The following is a 16,026-nucleotide window of genomic DNA, read 5'->3' on the forward strand; positions in this document are numbered from 1 at the left end:
TTTGGAAAAATATAAGCAATCTTACAAATAATATTCCTTCTATTAATATTTCTAACAGACTATGATGGAAGTTTCAACATTTTCCACTATAATAATAGTGGAAAATAAAAATTATCGAGTAGTCTATCACCGTTCAAATTTCCCTTTTAAAAAATAAGCTGAATTTCTGTTCTTTTCCTAGGGAATTCGTTATGATGAATAGGTACTTTTTATCTTTCTACTTTTTTACTCCATTATACTGTCAAGATTTTTTTTTGACAAATTATCGAACTTTTATAAGAGGTGAATTTTTTGCGACGTTCTTTGAAGTGGCTGGCGGTTGCGACCACCATCGGAATGATAATAGTTTTACTTGGCGGGGCATTAGTTACAAAAACTGGATCAGGGATGGGCTGTGGGAGATCATGGCCTTTATGCAATGGTAAATTTCTTCCATTAGAAATAACCCCGGAGTTAGTCATTGAGCTTGCGCACAGACTAGTTTCAGGGGTAGTAGGAGTCTTGGTTCTCATCCTTTCGATTTGGTCCTGGAAGGCGATTGGACATATTAGAGAAACAAAATTTCTTTCCTTTCTCTCCTTTTTCTTTTTACTTTTACAAGGTTTAATTGGGGCTGCAGCAGTAAAATGGGGACAATCAGGGTTTGTCCTTGCCCTGCATTTTGGCATTTCGCTGATTTCATTTGCAGCTGTATTTTTGTTGACATTGCTTATTTTTGAAATCGATAAAAAGTTTGATGCAGAAAAACTTTATATTGATAAGAGAATGGGCTTTCATATTATCGGTGTTTCCATCTATAGTTATCTGGTCATTTACACGGGGGCATTGGTCCGGCACACAAAGGCAAGCCTCGTTTGCCCTGATTGGCCTTTATGCTTAAATGACGCCCCCTCATTACCTGCTAACATGTATGAATGGGTGCAAATGGGACATCGGGCCGCTGCGGGTTTAATCTTTATCTGGATAACTTACATTTTTATTTTGACCATTCGCCGTTACAAAGAACAAAAGGTTTTATATTGGGGATGGATCATTTCTTTCATTCTCGTTTCATTACAGGTTATTGCAGGTGCTTTCATTATTTTCAGCAGTTTAAATCTGTACATCGCACTAATGCATGCCTTCTTTATTACTTGCTTGTTTGGGGTATTAAGTTATTTTCTCTTGTTATACTCAAGGTCAAAAAGAAATCATCACTAAAAATTAGCTGCCGGGTTACACCCGGCAGCTAATTTTTTTCATTTAACATTAAATATAGAAAACCTTTCCGTCTCGCTGTTGTTTCTTTTTGTCCACTTGTACCTGTTTAGTTTTATATGTTTTTTCATATTTCGTAAACATCGACACATTTACGAGAATTCCAGCCGCTGCAGCAAGCATTAACACCGAGGAACCACCATAGCTGATAAATGGCAGCGGTACACCTGTAAGCGGAATAACTCCTGATATCCCCCCCAAATTGATAAAGGATTGAATACCAAGCATACTAGAAATCCCTATCGCAAGCAGACTCCCAAAAGGATCCTTACATTGTAAACCAATATAAATTCCTCTTAAGACGATATAAGCCAAAAGAATAATAACGAAGCTTACTCCCCAAATACCTAATTCTTCGGCAATGATTGCCATAATGAAATCTGTATGTGCTTCAGGCAAATAACCGAGCTTTTGGATGCTTTTTCCTAAACCAAGACCATTGACACCACCTGAACCAATAGCGATGTAGGAGTTGGCTAAGTGAAAGCCTGCATCATTTACGAGTTCCGGAGCAAAAGGATTATCTAAGACAGCAAATCGGTTTGCACGCTTCTCAGAAAGTATTTTATCTTTAGCAACAAAAACAATCGGCAGGAGGACAATAAGAGCCATGATGATTAGTTTCGAAATACTTTTAAAATTCATTCCGGATGCAAAAATAATGGTAACCGCAATTACGGCGATAATAAAGGCGGTACCGTAATCAGGCTGTAATATAATTAAACCGCAAACGATAAACAGAAATACTAATGGCGGCAGGACTCCTTTATTAAATTGATTAATATAGGCCTGCTTTTTTGCGTAAACAGCGGCCAAATAGATGATGACAATAAGCTTTACAAACTCAGATGGCTGGATTTTAAACGGACCAATTTGATACCAGCTTTGTGCACCGCCGGCAACATGTCCAAAAACATCCAAGCCTAAAAGACCAAAAATCGATAAACAAACCATTGGTGCGAGAAACCATTTTGTATATTGCATCAATTTATATGGAACAATTGCACAAAAAATAAAGACAAAAGAAGAAGCTAATAAAAACAATTTTTGCCTTTGATAATAGAAATCACTTGGCTTTTTATAATATTGAACAGTCCAGGCCATGCTGGCACTGTAAATCATAACTAAACCAAAAGCACACAAAAGGATAATAGCTATAATTAAGGTATAATCATATGACTTCACTATTTTTTTAATCATTTAGGTTGTCCTCATTTTCAAAATTGATAAACTCTACTCTATTATAATAGAAAACGAATGATATGACTTAAGGAAAGCTTATTTGTTATAAAAATTTAATAAAGAATATTCTGACATATACGTTAGCAAATAAAAAACTCAAACAATTCATCGTTATTGTTTGAGTTCATTTCTCCTATTTTCTTAAGGATGCATCATGAAGCGCAGATAATTCACTCTCTAATTGATCTAAAATCGCTTTTCCATCCCTACCATCTATTAAGCCTAATCGGACAGCAAAGTCTATTTCTCTCGACAGGCCAAACATTTGTGTATCCAATACCTCTTCATAAAGAGGGCATTGAGGCATCGTGAGATTGTCCATTTGCACTTTGATAAGCTTTAATATCTTTTCAGCGTCAGCCTGCAATAAGGCATAGGCTTTTTCCTGGTGATTCACGATCATTTCAGACGCCAACATTAATCCCCCCAATTCAGAGCGATAATTCAACTTATCTATAAATTTTACCGTTTACAAGTGAAAATTGCAAGAACAATGAAGGATATTGCCTAACAGGAGTTACTTTTATGACATTCACTCTAAAAAAAGTTATACTTATTCATGTTAGCCTTTAGGAGGTAGGAAAGATGGAAACTATCATGACCATATCAGGGAAAGTAAAGTATACGATTACGCTTGAACCAAGTGTCTGGATTTTTGATGACAGGCGCATTGATTTGACTACTTATTTTTTAACCAAAAAAGGAAACTATGATTCATTGGAAGATTATACGAAGTCTGTTTCAAAACATTGGGATCGCGAAATTATGGAGGGAGCCATTTATCCTCCGACGTTAAAAACTGAAAAGAAATTTGAAAAAGAAAAAGTATTAACAGGGACTTTCGGAATTCCTTTCAAGCCTTTTTTGGCAAATTCCGAGCCGGCTGATGATGCACATACATTGGTCATTCATAGTACAGATGGTGAATACGAAGTACCTTTTGAAAGTGCATTTGATTTAATATTGGCGTTTTCGGATACTGGCAAACCGTTAATTGCCGATGGACCGGTTCATGTCTACTTCGGTGATGGCTCTAATCAGCAGGATCCAATTAAAAATGTAAGTGGTTTTACAGTAAAATAAGACGGGTGCCATTACGGCGCCCGTCTTTCTTATAGTAAATCCGCCGCCAGCCTTGCTAAGCCTGACCGTTCTCCTTTTAATAGTTTAACATGTCCTGAAATATCTTGGTCCTTAAACCTTTCAACAACAAAGGTAAGACCGTTATTATAGGCATCGAGATATGGATGATCAATCTGTTCTGGGTCTCCCATCAACACAATCTTACTGCCCTCTCCCACCCGGGTTAAGATTGTTTTTACTTCATGCTTCGTTAAGTTTTGCGCTTCATCAATGATGATAAATTGTTTAGGTAAGCTTCTGCCGCGAATATACGTTAATGCCTCCACCTCAATCGAACCCATTCCGGCTAAAATAGCATCCAGCTCGCCTGGCTTTTTTGTATTAAAGAGATATTCTAGGTTATCAAAAATTGGCTGCATCCACGGTCTAAGCTTTTCTTGTTTTTCACCTGGCAAGAACCCTAAGTCTTTTCCGACGGGTACAATCGGCCTTGCCACTAATAGCTTTTTATATTCTCTGAAATCCTCTGTTTGCATTAATCCAGAAGCAAGCGCAAGTAGTGTTTTCCCAGTCCCAGCTTTTCCTGTTAAGGTAACGAGCGGGATATCCTTACGCAGCAATAATTCAATCGCCATCGTCTGCTGCACATTCCTGGAGTGGATTCCCCAAACATGCTCTTGATTTAAGGCTAATTTTTTTACCTTCTTACTTGTTTTATCCACCATCCCAATTGCTGATGTAGAACTGCCAAGGGCATCCTTCATCAGAAGAAATTGATTGGGATAAAACGGATGGTTGGCAAACTCAGAAAGGAATAATTCCCCCTTTTCATAGAAACGGCCTAATAATTCAATTGGCAAGAGAACCTCGAAAAAACCTGTATATATATGATCTATTTCAACCACTCGGTCATTTAAAAAATCTTCGGCCGCTAATCCAATGGCATCTGCTTTTACTCTAACCAGGGCATCCTTACTTACGATAATTACTGGTTTGCCATTTTCTTTCGCTTGTTCTTCTAAGTATAAATTTTTAGCCACCGCAAGGATGCGATTATCGTTTGTTTTCTCAACAAAGATATCCTGTAGCTCGTGAAAGGCCCGATGGTTTAATTCAATTCTAATCGTTCCCCCGTTCTCAAGAGGGATTTTTTCATGAAGCTTTCCTGAAGCTCTAAGACCATCAATTAACCTCGATACGTGCCGTGCATTTCTCCCGATTTCATCCATGTATCTTTTCTTTGAGTCCACTTCTTCGAGAACTACTGCTGGAATAACCACTTCATTATCTTCAAAGGAAAAAAGGGAATACGGGTCCTGCAGTAAGACATTTGTATCTAACACGTATATTTTACTCAAAGAGACGCCTCCCGCTTCACTTGTTGTCTAGATCGTAAAAATGTTTCAACAACCTATTTGCGCTTATAGGACTTTGGTAAAATATATGTGAATCAGAATAAAGATAGAAGGATTTCCGCACAATAAATGTAAGTAAGCACTCAAGGATGGTTAAATTCTAGCGTTAGTAATTATTTAACCTTTTAATCATGCATCTTGGAGGGTTTTAAATGAAGAAAATCTTTACGATGGCTGCACTATGTTTGCTTTTAGGCGGATGTAATACCGATAGACATAAGGAAAATGCCAAAAGTGAAAACCATTCGTTAGTGAATGTAAAAAACAGTTATATTGAAAGTGCTGACAGAAAGTCGGGTCAACAAATATCCAAGCGCCTGGTTCATCTTGCAACAAGTATTCCTGATGTGAATGATGCAACTGCAGTGGTATTAGGAAGATATGCGATTGTCGGTATCGACGTAAATGCTAAACTTGACCGTTCCCAGGTCGGGACAATCAAGTATTCTGTTGCAGAAAGCTTGAAAAAAGACCCTTATGGCGCCAACGCTGTTGTTGTAGCCGATGCTGACACAACAGAGCGGTTAAAGGAAATCCAAGCAGATATTAAAAAAGGAAAACCAATAAGAGGCATCATGGAGGAGCTTGCAGATGTGGCCGGTCGATTAATGCCGGAAATACCAGGGGATTTAATTACCCCAAGCCCGAAAAATGCAACTGAAAAACCAGACAAAAATCTCCCAGCAAATGAAGAAGATAAACTAAAAAAGGAACAAAAAGACCAATCAAATAATCATAAATAAGGGCATGGAAAAAGCTTAGGAATCCTAAGCTTTTTTCATTGCATCCATAACTTGTCTATCTAACTTTTCAGCCGCATTTTTATCATATGTTTTATCATACTGAACTTCTGTGATAATTTTCGAACCGTAAAACATAACGTCCCGTACTTCTCTAATTGTAACTTCAACCAAGGCAAGCTTTAGTGGTACATCTTGCAGTCTTTCTTCTTTAACAAGGGCATCCCCTTGAATTGAATATGTAGATTCGTTAGCGATTAAATTGATAACCACTTTATCATTTTTATTAATATTTTCCAGTATTCTGGAACGATTATCGACAGCAAAATAGATTGTACCGTCATCTTTTGCTAAAACCCAGGAAATAGCGCTAACGTTTGGTCCTCCTGTTTCATGGTCAATTGTTGCTAAGGTTACGAACCGTTCTTTTTGCAGCCCTTCATATAATGGACTAATGAGCTTTGGCTCTACTTGATTTGCCATCTTTACACCCCTTTAATTATTGCTTCATTCTGTTTAAAACAGATATTCTCATATTACTACTATCCCATTTTTTCATCAATATAAACGCAATTGATTTACTTGGCAATGTGCTGCCATGTTATACTATAAATATTCTGATTTAGAAAGAATTAAAAGAGGTGCCTTAATGAGAGTAAAGTGTGTGATCTGCGATAAAATCGAAACGATAGAAGATGAATCGTTAGCAGCCAAGCGCCTGCGGAATCGTCCAATCCATACATATATGTGCAATGAATGCAGCTCGAGAATAACTGAAAAAACAAACGCTCGAATCGATACAGGTAATTTCAAGTTATATCGTGCAAAAACTGATAAAGATGATTGGTAAAGAAAAACCCGCTTGCAATAACCTTTACGGATTTGCAAGCGGGTTTTTTTCTTATTCCTCTGTTGGATAATTCTCATACTTTTCAGGCTCATTATTAATTTGGTCGAGCATGATTTCAATTAACTCACGCGGATAGCGTGCTTTTTTTATTTCTTCGCCTTGCTGGTATGAAAGATAATACATCATTTCATCTGTAGTCGTTTCGATATTCGAAACATGGTGTTGATTTGTTAACATATCATCAAAGAATTCAAGTGTTTCTTTTGCTGCCGAATCTTCTGGACGAGCATCACAAACAACCTTTATCGTAAGCCAATTATAAAGTGCATCTTGTAAGGATTTCATTTAGGTATCCCCCGTTATTTTGCTTCTGACTGCTGCTTTTTCGTTTGGTGTAAGCGGATTTTATAAATAATTAATAACAGCGCAGCACCCGCTAGACCTTCTGCAATTGGCAGTGCGTAAGAAAAAATCAGCATCACTAAACAGCCAATTAAGAGGCAGAAATAAATCACTATATTTTTCAAAAGAGGCAGTTTTTTTGCAAAGCCTAACTTATATACAATAGCCGATAGGATTACAATATATAAATACTGTAACCATACAGCCGTTTTTACATCTGTTAGTTCAATGAAAAATCTTAGACTAGGGGAAAATCCTTCCATATCCTTCTTGCACTCCTTTGTACTTAACTCAATTCAGCATATTTTTTCTTTTTAGCTGATTTTTCACGTTCATTTTTATCAAGAATTTTCTTACGTAGACGAATCGATACCGGCGTAACCTCACAATATTCGTCATCATTTAAATATTCTAATGACTCTTCCAATGTCATAATGCGCGGCTTTTTAATAACCGATGTTTGGTCTTTGTTGGCGGACCGAACATTCGTTGCCTGCTTCATTTTGGTAATATTAACGGTGATGTCATTTTCACGAGTGTTTTCGCCAACAATCATCCCCTCGTAAATTTCCGTACCCGGTTCAACGAAAATCGTTCCACGGTCTTCTACCTGCATTATACCATAAGTGGAGGCTTTTCCTGATTCCATTGAGACAAGTACACCTTGGTGTCTTCCGCCGACCTGACCTGGCAGCATTGGCTGATAGGTATCAAAGGTGTGATTAATAATACCATAACCGCGTGTCATCGTAAGAAATTCGGTTGTGTAACCAATTAAGCCGCGTGCTGGTACATTAAAGATTAAGCGAACTTGACCTGTTCCATTATTAATCATATCAAGCATTTCGCCTTTACGTGCGCCAATTGATTCCATTACAGAACCTGTATGTTCTTCTGGAACATCAATTTGCACTCTTTCAACGGGTTCGTGACGGACGCCATCAATTACTTTAACAATAACTTCAGGTTTTGAAACTTGAAGCTCATAGCCTTCACGGCGCATATTTTCAATCAAAATCGATAAATGAAGTTCACCACGGCCGGAAACGATCCAGGCATCCGGTGAATCAGTGTTATCGACTCGTAAGCTTACATCGGTTTGCAATTGGGAACGCAATCTTTCTTCAATCTTTCTTGAGGTTAAATATTTACCCTCTCTGCCAGCAAAAGGACTGTTGTTTACGACAAAAGTCATTTGTAATGTTGGTTCGTCGATTCGTAAAACTGGTAATGCTTCTTGATGTTCTGTTGGGCATACTGTTTCGCCGACATTGATATCTTCCATACCGGAAACAGCAATTAAGTCGCCTGCTTTTGCTTCTTGAACTTCCTGCCGTTTTAGACCAAAGAAACCAAAGATCTTGGTGACGCGGAATTGTTTTACACTGCCATCCAATTTCATTAATGCGACTTGTTGACCTACATGCATCGTTCCGCGGAAAACACGTCCAATCCCAATTCTGCCCACATAATCGTTATAATCAAGGAGAGCTACCTGGAATTGCAATGGTTCTTCGTGATTATCAATAGGTGCAGGGATGTATTCCACAATTGCATCATACAATGATTTCATGTTTTCATCTTGCTTTTCAGGATCTGTACTTGCTGTACCGTTAATACCTGAAGCGTAGATTACTGGAAATTCAAGCTGATCTTCTGATGCATCAAGTTCAATAAATAAATCAATGACTTCATCCACTACTTCAGCAGGTCTGGCAAAATCACGGTCAATTTTATTGACAACGACAATCGGTGTGATTTTTTGCTCCAAAGCCTTCTTAAGCACAAAACGAGTTTGCGGCATACAGCCTTCATAAGCGTCGACTACAAGCAGAACACCATCAACCATTTTCATGATTCGTTCTACTTCACCGCCAAAGTCTGCGTGTCCTGGTGTATCCAAAATGTTGATTCTTGTATCTTTATATTGAATCGCGGTATTCTTCGCAAGGATAGTTATTCCGCGTTCTCTTTCTATATCACCTGAGTCCATCGCACGTTCTTCCACGTGCTCATTCGAACGAAATGTTCCAGATTGTTTTAACAATTGGTCCACCAAAGTTGTTTTTCCGTGATCTACGTGGGCAATGATCGCTATATTTCGTACATCTTCTCTTAGTTTCAAAATTCCACTCCTACCTATTTTATAAAAATAACAGCTATTTTTAGTTTCCCAAATACAACTAAAATATTATACCATACTTAAAGTGGAAACCACTAAGCATTTTAATGTATTATAAAAATAAAAGAAAACTTTAAGGGGATTTATTAATGAATCAAGTGAAATGGCCATTACTCATTTATGCGATTTTAGCTGCAGCAAGTATTATTGGGATAGGCATTGCCATTAGTGCAAAGAGCATCTTCGGGGCAATTGTCTCCATCCTGGCAGTTGTCATTGTTATGGGATTGGGATTTAAGACAAAAAGAAGAATGCGCGAGAATGGGGAAATTTAAAAAGAAGCCTAATGGGCTTCTTTTCTTTACCATTTTCCCTCTTTTAAATAATCCTTCAATATCGAATGATGTAAACCGGGATTTGCGGCAAATAAGGAATCTTGGGAAAGAAAATCCAGCTTTTCTCCCCGTAAATTTGTTACCACTCCACCTAGTTCTTCAATAATGACAGACCCTGCCGCAAAATCCCATGGCGATAATCGCATCGACAGATAAGCGTCCACCCTTCCAGTGGCAACAAACACCAGCTCTAGTGCTGCCGTTCCGTACGACCTTGTGCCCCTAGCGTCCTTTACAAGTGGAATCATTAAATTGTGATCTATACGATGATTCTCCATAACCCATGTAGCATTCAGGGCAATGATTGATTCCTTTACACTTGTGTCTTTAAGGACAGGAATTGCCTTTTGATTAAGATACGCACCATTGCCACGGATTGCATGGTACAATTCATCATGAACGACATCATAAATGAGTCCGATTTTGCCTATTCCATTTTCATACACCGCAAGGGATATCGCAAAGTTTCTCTGTTGATGAATAAAATTCATTGTTCCATCAATTGGATCAATCAGCCAGACAATTCCCTCAAGGCTCTTTAGTTCGTCACCAAACCCTTCTTCACCCATTATTTGATGATTTGGATAAACTCCTCTAATTTTTTTTATAAAAAATTGCTCTATTTCTTTGTCAATATTCGTTACAAGATCATTAGGGTCTGATTTCGTTTGAATATTTAGCGTCTGATCAAAGGATGCTCGGATTCTTTTTCCTGCTTCATTTACCCATTCTTGCGCATGGGCATAAATGTCTTCCCAATTCATTTTTCTCCTCCAGCCAACGTATTTAAAAAATTGATTTCAATGTATGTAGTATGAATCATGACAAATAATTTGATGTACCTATAGCTTAATAAAATGAACCGTAAACAGCAACTTTTAGCCTTGTACACAATAATAAACGAACTCCCCCGCTTTTTTGGAGTTCGTTTTTAGATAAGTCTACGAATTATTCCTTTTCGTTTCATTCTATTTTGTTTCCCCTTAGCTAATAAAAATCAAGCTAGCAGTCAAAGTGCTTTTAATCGTAATAATTCTTGGCGGATTTTTTCTAACTTTTGCTTACATTCCTTCATCTTTTTTTCATTCTTTTCCTCAATCGCCTCAAATAATACAGCTAATTCATAGTCCATTTCCAATCTTAATACAGCCGTTCTTTCTTTTTCTCCAGCTTTTTTTAGTGATGTATTCATCAATTGTTTCACCTTTTTCCTCCCCTTCCTTGTTAATATTACTAACTTTTCAGATAATTTTTTTACTGTATAATATGAGGCATTTTAGAATGTTGGAACAAATATGTGCTTTAACCTAGATAAGCAACATACTTCTTGTATACTCGGCAATATGCTACAATCATTGCAAGAATGATGGTTTGTTGGAGGTTTTACTATGAATTTCACTGGATTTACAACTGAAGATTTTGATGTGTTTTTAATAAATGGTTTGGAGCCAAGAATGGAGGCTCTTAAAAATACAATTCGACCAAAATTAGAAGGATTAGGACAATATTTTGCTCCAACATTATCAGCTATTACAGGTGATGAATTATTTGTCCATGTGGCCAAGCATGCACGGCGAACGATAAATCCGCCAAAGGATACTTGGGTCGCATTCGCGAGTAATCCCCGCGGTTATAAAATGTTGCCTCATTTTCAAATCGGCTTATGGAACACCCATTTATTCATTTGGTTTGCTGTGATTTATGAAGCACCGCAAAAAGCGGAAATCGGAGCGAGATTAAGAAAAAAGGCAGCCAAAATATATAAAGAAATTCCAAAAGATTTTGTTTGGTCTCTAGATCATACAAAGCCCGAAACAATTTCACATGGACAACTTTCCAAAAACGATTTACTTACCTATTTCGACCGCCTGCAAAACGTTAAAAAAGCAGAATTATTATGCGGCTATACAATTGATAAAGACGAGGCTGTACAATTAGGTACCGAAGGGTTATTACAACAAATTGATGATGTATTTAAAAAAGTTGCACCACTATATAAAATCGCACAGAATATAAAATAAAAGGAAAAGCTCCCAAAACAAATTTGTTCGGGAGCTTTTTGTTTATTTCATTTTTATTCTGTCTCCAATAGAAGCTTCTTTTGCCTTTTTGACGGTCCGGTAAGACGAATAGCCGCTCATTTCTTCAAATTCACCGCACAAAGTCTTTTCCTCCGCTTTACTGGGAACAATTTCTTTAAAACGCCGATACACGTTCATAACTTCATCGCGGTCAATTCCTTTTTCATAAGCTTTCTCAATTGCTTCAAAGAATTTAATCACATCGACAATTTCGTCGGTAGTCCAGCTATAATTAATCGGGTATTGGTACTCCATTATTTCACCTTCTTACTTTTTCACCTAATGATATCGTTATTTTCCCCATTTTGCACGAATATGTTCCGCATCTTTAATCATCCTTTCAAACAGTTCAGCAACAGTAGGTACATCTTTAATTAGTCCCATCACCTGACCTGCCCAGGCAAAGCCTTCACTCGCAGAACCATCATATATGTATCGTTTGTTCGCCATACCGCTAATTAAATCTTTTAATTGTTCGTAATCACCGTTATTCTTCTCTATCTCCAGGATTTTTTCTGTCCAACTGTTTGCAAGGGCCCGGGCTGGAGATCCCAAAGTCCTTTTAATAACAACAGTGTCTGTTTCCGTTCCTTCCACTAAACTCCTTTTGTATAATTCATTTGCATGAACACATTCCTTAGTTGCAATAAATCTCGTTCCCATTTCGATCCCTTCAGCACCCAAACTAAGAGCTGCCATTAGTCCCCTGCCATCGCCGATACCCCCAGAAGCAATCACGGGAATGGAAACGGCATCAACGACTTGTGGAATTAACACCATCGTCCCAATATCATCCCTGCCAAGATGACCGCCGCCCTCCTGCCCGACAACCATTACCGCATCAGCCCCAAGCTCTTCTGCCTTCACTGCCTGTCTTCGAGCCGCTACAAGGACAAGTGTTTTTATCCCTGTTCCTTTTAACTGCTCAAAAATCGGTGCCGGATTCCCGCCTGTCATTGAGACAACCGGAACCTTTTCATCAATAGCAGCCTGTAGAAAGTCTGAAAACGGCCGGCCATGCTGTCCAATGGCAAAATTAACGCCAAACGGCCTATTAGTCAGTTGTTTCACTTTCCGTATTTCTTCTCTAAGCTCATCCGGATGTGCTAAGGACATGGCCGTAATTTGACCAAGTCCACCCGCGTTTGAAACAGCTGCAGCCAAGTTAGAATAGGCTAGGTATGCTAGACCTCCCTGAATAATTGGATATTGGATATTAAGAATTTCAGTAACTCGTGTTCCCCAATTCAATTTAATCCCTCCTATTTTTTTATATTCTGCTTAAAAGGTTATTTTTCCTTTATTTTGAGAAACTAACTTGAAGATACAAACTGCTGCATTTTTTCTATTAACTCTTTGCAAGCCAAAGGAATAGTGCTATAATTCGATTTGTTTTATTTTTTTCAGACTAAATTAGAGTATTTTTTTATAAAGAGGTGTAATTATCTTTGTCACAAAATCAAACACCGTTATTTAGCGGCTTATTAGCGCATGCAAAACGAAATCCGATTCAATTCCATATTCCCGGACACAAAAAAGGCGCTGGGATGGACCCAGAATTCCGCGATTTTATTGGCGATAATGCCCTATCTATCGACTTAATTAATATCGGGCCCCTTGACGACCTCCACCAACCGAAGGGAATTATTAAACAAGCACAGGATTTAGCGGCTGAGGCTTTTGGCGCTGACAGGACATTCTTTTCCGTACAAGGAACAAGCGGTGCCATTATTGCAATGGTGATGGCTGTTTGTGGACCTGGAGAAAAAATCATTGTGCCAAGAAATGTTCATAAATCGGTTATGTCGGCAATTGTCTTTTCCGGTTCGATTCCAGTCTTCATTCACCCAGAAATTGATATCGATTTAGGAATATCCCATGGGATTACCACTGAATCAGTGGAAAGAGCACTACAGCAGCACCCTGATGCCAAAGGTGTTTTAGTCATTAATCCTACTTATTTTGGTATTTCTGCCGATTTAAAGAAAATTGTCGAAATCGCTCATTCCTATAATGTTCCTGTCCTTGTTGATGAAGCTCATGGAGTTCATATTCATTTTCATGATGAGCTGCCGCTTTCTGCGATGCAGGCCGGGGCTGATATGGCGGCTACAAGTGTCCATAAACTTGGCGGTTCCATGACACAAAGCTCCATTCTAAATGTAAAAGAGGGTCTTGTTTCAGCTAAGCATGTCCAATCGATATTAAGCATGCTGACTACAACTTCAACCTCGTATATATTGCTTGCTTCTCTTGATGTTGCCCGCAAGCAGCTCGCGACAAAAGGGAAGGATTTAATTGATAAAACGATTCGATTAGCTCAGTCTATTCGCAAAAGAATCAATGAGATTGACCAACTCCATTGTATTGGCGAAGAAATCTTAGGTTCTAAGGCAACTTTTGATTATGACCCGACTAAACTAATTATTTCCGTCAAAGAACTAGGCTTAACCGGGTATGATGTAGAGAAGTGGCTTAGAGAAAGACATAACATCGAAGTGGAATTATCCGACCTATACAATATCCTTTGTATTATCACACTAGGTGACACAGAAGCTGAGGCAGACCTTTTAGTAACTGCCTTAAAAGAACTGGCAGACGAATGTCAACATCGTCCAGGAAAGTTTGAACCAGTAGAGGTTCTCCTTCCAGAGATTCCTATACTTGCCTTAACACCTAGAGATGCTTTTTATGCCGAAACAGAAGTCATTCCTTTTGAAGAATCTGAAGGTAGAATCATTGCTGAATTTATTATGGTTTACCCGCCTGGAATTCCGATTTTTATTCCTGGTGAAATCATTACACAGGAAAATCTTCATTATATCCGCAAAAACCTTGAAGCCGGCTTGCCTGTCCAAGGACCAGAAGACGATGAAATCAAAACCATTCATGTCATTAAAGAGTATAAAGCAATTAAATAAACAAAAAATACAGGATTCCGGGCTGCGGAATCCTGTTTTTATTTATTCAATAGCTTTTTTATACTTCTTCAGCGGTGTGATGGTCGTCGCAGCAGTTACATTTCGAGTAAAGAACTGTTACTTTTTCATCTTCAAAATGATCAATTGTAGAGTTACATGTTTGGCATACAAGTGTACCCATCTGTTCAATCCCCTTTTCTTAAGTGAATGATCATGATTTTTGAAAGCGTTTAAATATCCTTAATGCAATAATAATATATCACATTAGAAATATCAAGTCTAAATTGTATGTCACAATTGAAAAAATCCGTTAAAAAAAGGCCCTTTTCTGGCCCTTTTTGTAACTTTTATTCATATTGAGTGACAAAAGGGATGGACGGAAGTGTTTCGCGGAAAAACTCAGCTAAATCGACTGCCTGTTGTTTATCAGGGATACGGAATACAGTTTGAAGGTAATCTATGTCTTCGATTTCCTTTGGATCGAGGAGGGTTGAACGCCCAGTTTGCATACAAATTACAAGCGGTTTACCAAAAAACATATTGGTATAAACAATGCCAAAGTCATAACGGGTATCTTCGGTGGTAAATCCAATAAACCTCACTTTGGTGTTTTCATGCTCATCATAGAGCTTATCGAAAAGTTCCATTTTGTTCCTCCTATTCTTTTAATATTTTGAATATTATTATAATTGATACTCAGAAGAAACACAAGAAACTTGGCTATTTATTTCTATAAGAGTTGTCATCACTTTTTATTCAATGCTAGAATAGAAGAGCATATATCATTAGCAATAGGGGGGGAATGATGATGGCTGAAAACGCATTCATTAAACTTGTGCCTTCATCCGCAAAGCAAACAGTAGCAATTGAAGAGGTAAAGGATTTATTTCATTATTATAAAAACATTACCACAAAAACAGGAAACCAATTGAATTGGCAATACGGGGAAACCGCTTTTCCATATGAAATGAAAGAAACCGAAGACGGAAAAGGAAAATGGTTTTACCTACAATCTGACCACGAACGCTACAATGCGATATTAATAGGTGTTGATTCGGAAAAGGTCAGAAGTGAGGATGGCACTCCGAGCGAGCAAACATACATACAGGTCACATTACCTGAACAGTCCACCTTTGGTGACAAAGGGAAGGCAAATGAATTTTGTAAATTCCTTGCTAAAAAGCTGCAAGGGGAGCTTCACCTTTTTAACGAACGTATCATGTATTACTACCCAAGAAAATAATTGCTCCTTTAGGGAGCTTTTTTTAATGGAAAAGCGATGCTAATGTATAATGTATAGACGTATAAATAACTAGGCTAAATGTAGTAATAAAGAGTGTTTTCCGCACTGATTTTGTCGTTTGATTTCCTAATATCAATGCCAAATAGAAAAACACAAAAAACATGATGACTTTATAAATGAGTTGATCGTGATTTGATAGCCATACTATTAAGGTATAGCCGCTCCAAATGATAAATTGCAATATTATGACAATATAAACCCTCATATTTATCACC

The 16,026-nt window shown here is 37.9% G+C and carries 21 protein-coding genes; 8 read left to right on the forward strand and 13 right to left on the reverse strand.

Translation table 11 applies throughout. The annotated features are described in order from the left end of the window. Positions 1-291 precede the first annotated feature (291 nt). Entirely contained in the window at positions 292-1,200 is a 909-nt protein-coding gene (locus BANVL01_RS01330; protein WP_066084976.1) for a COX15/CtaA family protein, read from the forward strand. A gap of 48 nt (positions 1,201-1,248) precedes the next feature. Here BANVL01_RS01330 and BANVL01_RS01335 read toward each other — a convergent pair whose 3' ends face one another. After that, complete coding sequence (locus BANVL01_RS01335; RefSeq protein ID WP_066084974.1) at positions 1,249-2,457, reverse strand: FtsW/RodA/SpoVE family cell cycle protein; 1,209 nt, start codon at positions 2,455-2,457, stop codon at positions 1,249-1,251. A gap of 175 nt (positions 2,458-2,632) precedes the next feature. Further along, the gene (locus BANVL01_RS01340) at positions 2,633-2,914 is read right to left on the reverse strand and encodes an Fpa/YlaN family protein (RefSeq protein WP_066096308.1); all 282 of its coding nucleotides are present in this window, start codon (positions 2,912-2,914) and stop codon (positions 2,633-2,635) included. A gap of 170 nt (positions 2,915-3,084) precedes the next feature. Here BANVL01_RS01340 and BANVL01_RS01345 point away from each other — a divergent pair, with 170 nt between their 5' ends. Then, entirely contained in the window at positions 3,085-3,582 is a 498-nt protein-coding gene (locus BANVL01_RS01345; protein ID WP_066084970.1) for a molybdopterin-binding protein, read from the forward strand. A gap of 29 nt (positions 3,583-3,611) precedes the next feature. Here the strand turns inward: BANVL01_RS01345 and BANVL01_RS01350 are convergent, their stop codons facing one another. Continuing rightward, entirely contained in the window at positions 3,612-4,940 is a 1,329-nt protein-coding gene (locus BANVL01_RS01350) for a PhoH family protein (RefSeq protein ID WP_066084967.1), read from the reverse strand. A 209-nt stretch (positions 4,941-5,149) separates the two neighbouring features. Here BANVL01_RS01350 and BANVL01_RS01355 point away from each other — a divergent pair, with 209 nt between their 5' ends. Beyond that, complete coding sequence (locus tag BANVL01_RS01355; RefSeq protein ID WP_066084964.1) at positions 5,150-5,740, forward strand: YhcN/YlaJ family sporulation lipoprotein; 591 nt, start codon at positions 5,150-5,152, stop codon at positions 5,738-5,740. A gap of 24 nt (positions 5,741-5,764) precedes the next feature. Here BANVL01_RS01355 and BANVL01_RS01360 read toward each other — a convergent pair whose 3' ends face one another. Then, the gene (locus BANVL01_RS01360) at positions 5,765-6,220 is read right to left on the reverse strand and encodes a pyridoxamine 5'-phosphate oxidase family protein (RefSeq protein WP_066084959.1); all 456 of its coding nucleotides are present in this window, start codon (positions 6,218-6,220) and stop codon (positions 5,765-5,767) included. Between the two features lie 166 nt (positions 6,221-6,386). Between BANVL01_RS01360 and BANVL01_RS01365 the strand changes: the two genes are divergently transcribed. Next, a complete protein-coding gene (locus BANVL01_RS01365) occupies positions 6,387-6,587 on the forward strand; it encodes a YlaI family protein (RefSeq protein ID WP_066084957.1) in 201 nt (66 codons plus the stop codon). A gap of 51 nt (positions 6,588-6,638) precedes the next feature. On the opposite strand, the gene BANVL01_RS01370 is transcribed toward BANVL01_RS01365, so the two are convergent. The 3 genes from BANVL01_RS01370 to typA are packed head-to-tail and all read right to left on the reverse strand — an operon-like array spanning position 6,639 to position 9,114. Next, positions 6,639-6,932, reverse strand: coding sequence for a hypothetical protein (locus BANVL01_RS01370; protein WP_066084954.1), 294 nt, complete (start codon positions 6,930-6,932; stop codon positions 6,639-6,641). Between the two features lie 14 nt (positions 6,933-6,946). Next, the gene (locus BANVL01_RS01375; RefSeq protein ID WP_066084951.1) at positions 6,947-7,252 is read right to left on the reverse strand and encodes a YlaH-like family protein; all 306 of its coding nucleotides are present in this window, start codon (positions 7,250-7,252) and stop codon (positions 6,947-6,949) included. Positions 7,253-7,275: 23 nt separating this feature from the next. Then, positions 7,276-9,114, reverse strand: a complete 1,839-nt coding sequence (typA, locus tag BANVL01_RS01380) for a translational GTPase TypA (RefSeq protein ID WP_066084948.1) — start codon at positions 9,112-9,114, stop codon at positions 7,276-7,278. Between the two features lie 146 nt (positions 9,115-9,260). Between typA and BANVL01_RS01385 the strand changes: the two genes are divergently transcribed. Continuing rightward, positions 9,261-9,446 (forward strand): YlaF family protein, encoded by a 186-nt coding sequence (locus tag BANVL01_RS01385; protein WP_066084940.1) that lies wholly within the window; start codon positions 9,261-9,263, stop codon positions 9,444-9,446. 26 nt (positions 9,447-9,472) lie between these two features. Here BANVL01_RS01385 and BANVL01_RS01390 read toward each other — a convergent pair whose 3' ends face one another. Further along, the gene (locus BANVL01_RS01390; protein ID WP_066084939.1) at positions 9,473-10,270 is read right to left on the reverse strand and encodes an inositol monophosphatase family protein; all 798 of its coding nucleotides are present in this window, start codon (positions 10,268-10,270) and stop codon (positions 9,473-9,475) included. A gap of 245 nt (positions 10,271-10,515) precedes the next feature. Beyond that, positions 10,516-10,710, reverse strand: a complete 195-nt coding sequence (locus tag BANVL01_RS01395; protein ID WP_066084934.1) for a YkzI domain-containing protein — start codon at positions 10,708-10,710, stop codon at positions 10,516-10,518. Positions 10,711-10,894: 184 nt separating this feature from the next. On the opposite strand from BANVL01_RS01395, the gene BANVL01_RS01400 reads away from it, so the two are divergent. Continuing rightward, positions 10,895-11,527, forward strand: a complete 633-nt coding sequence (locus tag BANVL01_RS01400; protein WP_066084928.1) for a YktB family protein — start codon at positions 10,895-10,897, stop codon at positions 11,525-11,527. Between the two features lie 42 nt (positions 11,528-11,569). Here the strand turns inward: BANVL01_RS01400 and BANVL01_RS01405 are convergent, their stop codons facing one another. Beyond that, positions 11,570-11,842 (reverse strand): UPF0223 family protein, encoded by a 273-nt coding sequence (locus BANVL01_RS01405; protein WP_066084925.1) that lies wholly within the window; start codon positions 11,840-11,842, stop codon positions 11,570-11,572. 36 nt (positions 11,843-11,878) lie between these two features. Then, on the reverse strand, positions 11,879-12,838 hold the full coding sequence (locus BANVL01_RS01410; RefSeq protein ID WP_066084921.1) for an NAD(P)H-dependent flavin oxidoreductase: 960 nt from the start codon (positions 12,836-12,838) through the stop codon (positions 11,879-11,881). Between the two features lie 197 nt (positions 12,839-13,035). Here BANVL01_RS01410 and BANVL01_RS01415 point away from each other — a divergent pair, with 197 nt between their 5' ends. Beyond that, the gene (locus BANVL01_RS01415) at positions 13,036-14,508 is read left to right on the forward strand and encodes an aminotransferase class I/II-fold pyridoxal phosphate-dependent enzyme (protein WP_066084920.1); all 1,473 of its coding nucleotides are present in this window, start codon (positions 13,036-13,038) and stop codon (positions 14,506-14,508) included. Between the two features lie 58 nt (positions 14,509-14,566). Here the strand turns inward: BANVL01_RS01415 and BANVL01_RS26475 are convergent, their stop codons facing one another. Together BANVL01_RS26475 and BANVL01_RS01420 are read right to left on the reverse strand one after the other, a co-directional pair. Then, on the reverse strand, positions 14,567-14,689 hold the full coding sequence (locus tag BANVL01_RS26475) for a GapA-binding peptide SR1P (protein WP_082804831.1): 123 nt from the start codon (positions 14,687-14,689) through the stop codon (positions 14,567-14,569). Between the two features lie 166 nt (positions 14,690-14,855). Further along, complete coding sequence (locus BANVL01_RS01420; RefSeq protein WP_066084917.1) at positions 14,856-15,155, reverse strand: DUF3055 domain-containing protein; 300 nt, start codon at positions 15,153-15,155, stop codon at positions 14,856-14,858. 161 nt (positions 15,156-15,316) lie between these two features. Here BANVL01_RS01420 and BANVL01_RS01425 point away from each other — a divergent pair, with 161 nt between their 5' ends. Then, positions 15,317-15,751: a DUF1885 family protein gene (locus tag BANVL01_RS01425; protein ID WP_172800898.1), complete on the forward strand. Its 435-nt coding sequence runs from the start codon at positions 15,317-15,319 to the stop codon at positions 15,749-15,751. Positions 15,752-16,026: the final 275 nt, after the last annotated feature.

Origin of the sequence: Neobacillus novalis NBRC 102450, assembly GCF_001591805.1 — a bacterium.
In the GTDB taxonomy this organism is placed as follows: Bacteria; Bacillota; Bacilli; order Bacillales; family Cytobacillaceae; genus Neobacillus; species Neobacillus novalis.

Coding starts and splice junctions, on each gene's coding strand:
- BANVL01_RS01335 (WP_066084974.1), bottom strand. CDS start 2,457: ATGATTAAAAAAATAGTGAAGTCATATGATTATACCTTAATTATAGCT.
- BANVL01_RS01345 (WP_066084970.1), top strand. CDS start 3,085: ATGGAAACTATCATGACCATATCAGGGAAAGTAAAGTATACGATTACG.
- BANVL01_RS01355 (WP_066084964.1), top strand. CDS start 5,150: ATGAAGAAAATCTTTACGATGGCTGCACTATGTTTGCTTTTAGGCGGA.
- BANVL01_RS01360 (WP_066084959.1), bottom strand. CDS start 6,220: ATGGCAAATCAAGTAGAGCCAAAGCTCATTAGTCCATTATATGAAGGG.
- BANVL01_RS01365 (WP_066084957.1), top strand. CDS start 6,387: ATGAGAGTAAAGTGTGTGATCTGCGATAAAATCGAAACGATAGAAGAT.
- BANVL01_RS01370 (WP_066084954.1), bottom strand. CDS start 6,932: ATGAAATCCTTACAAGATGCACTTTATAATTGGCTTACGATAAAGGTT.
- BANVL01_RS01375 (WP_066084951.1), bottom strand. CDS start 7,252: ATGGAAGGATTTTCCCCTAGTCTAAGATTTTTCATTGAACTAACAGAT.
- BANVL01_RS01385 (WP_066084940.1), top strand. CDS start 9,261: ATGAATCAAGTGAAATGGCCATTACTCATTTATGCGATTTTAGCTGCA.
- BANVL01_RS01390 (WP_066084939.1), bottom strand. CDS start 10,270: ATGAATTGGGAAGACATTTATGCCCATGCGCAAGAATGGGTAAATGAA.
- BANVL01_RS01400 (WP_066084928.1), top strand. CDS start 10,895: ATGAATTTCACTGGATTTACAACTGAAGATTTTGATGTGTTTTTAATA.
- BANVL01_RS01405 (WP_066084925.1), bottom strand. CDS start 11,842: ATGGAGTACCAATACCCGATTAATTATAGCTGGACTACCGACGAAATT.
- BANVL01_RS26475 (WP_082804831.1), bottom strand. CDS start 14,689: ATGGGTACACTTGTATGCCAAACATGTAACTCTACAATTGATCATTTT.
- BANVL01_RS01420 (WP_066084917.1), bottom strand. CDS start 15,155: ATGGAACTTTTCGATAAGCTCTATGATGAGCATGAAAACACCAAAGTG.
- BANVL01_RS01425 (WP_172800898.1), top strand. CDS start 15,317: ATGGCTGAAAACGCATTCATTAAACTTGTGCCTTCATCCGCAAAGCAA.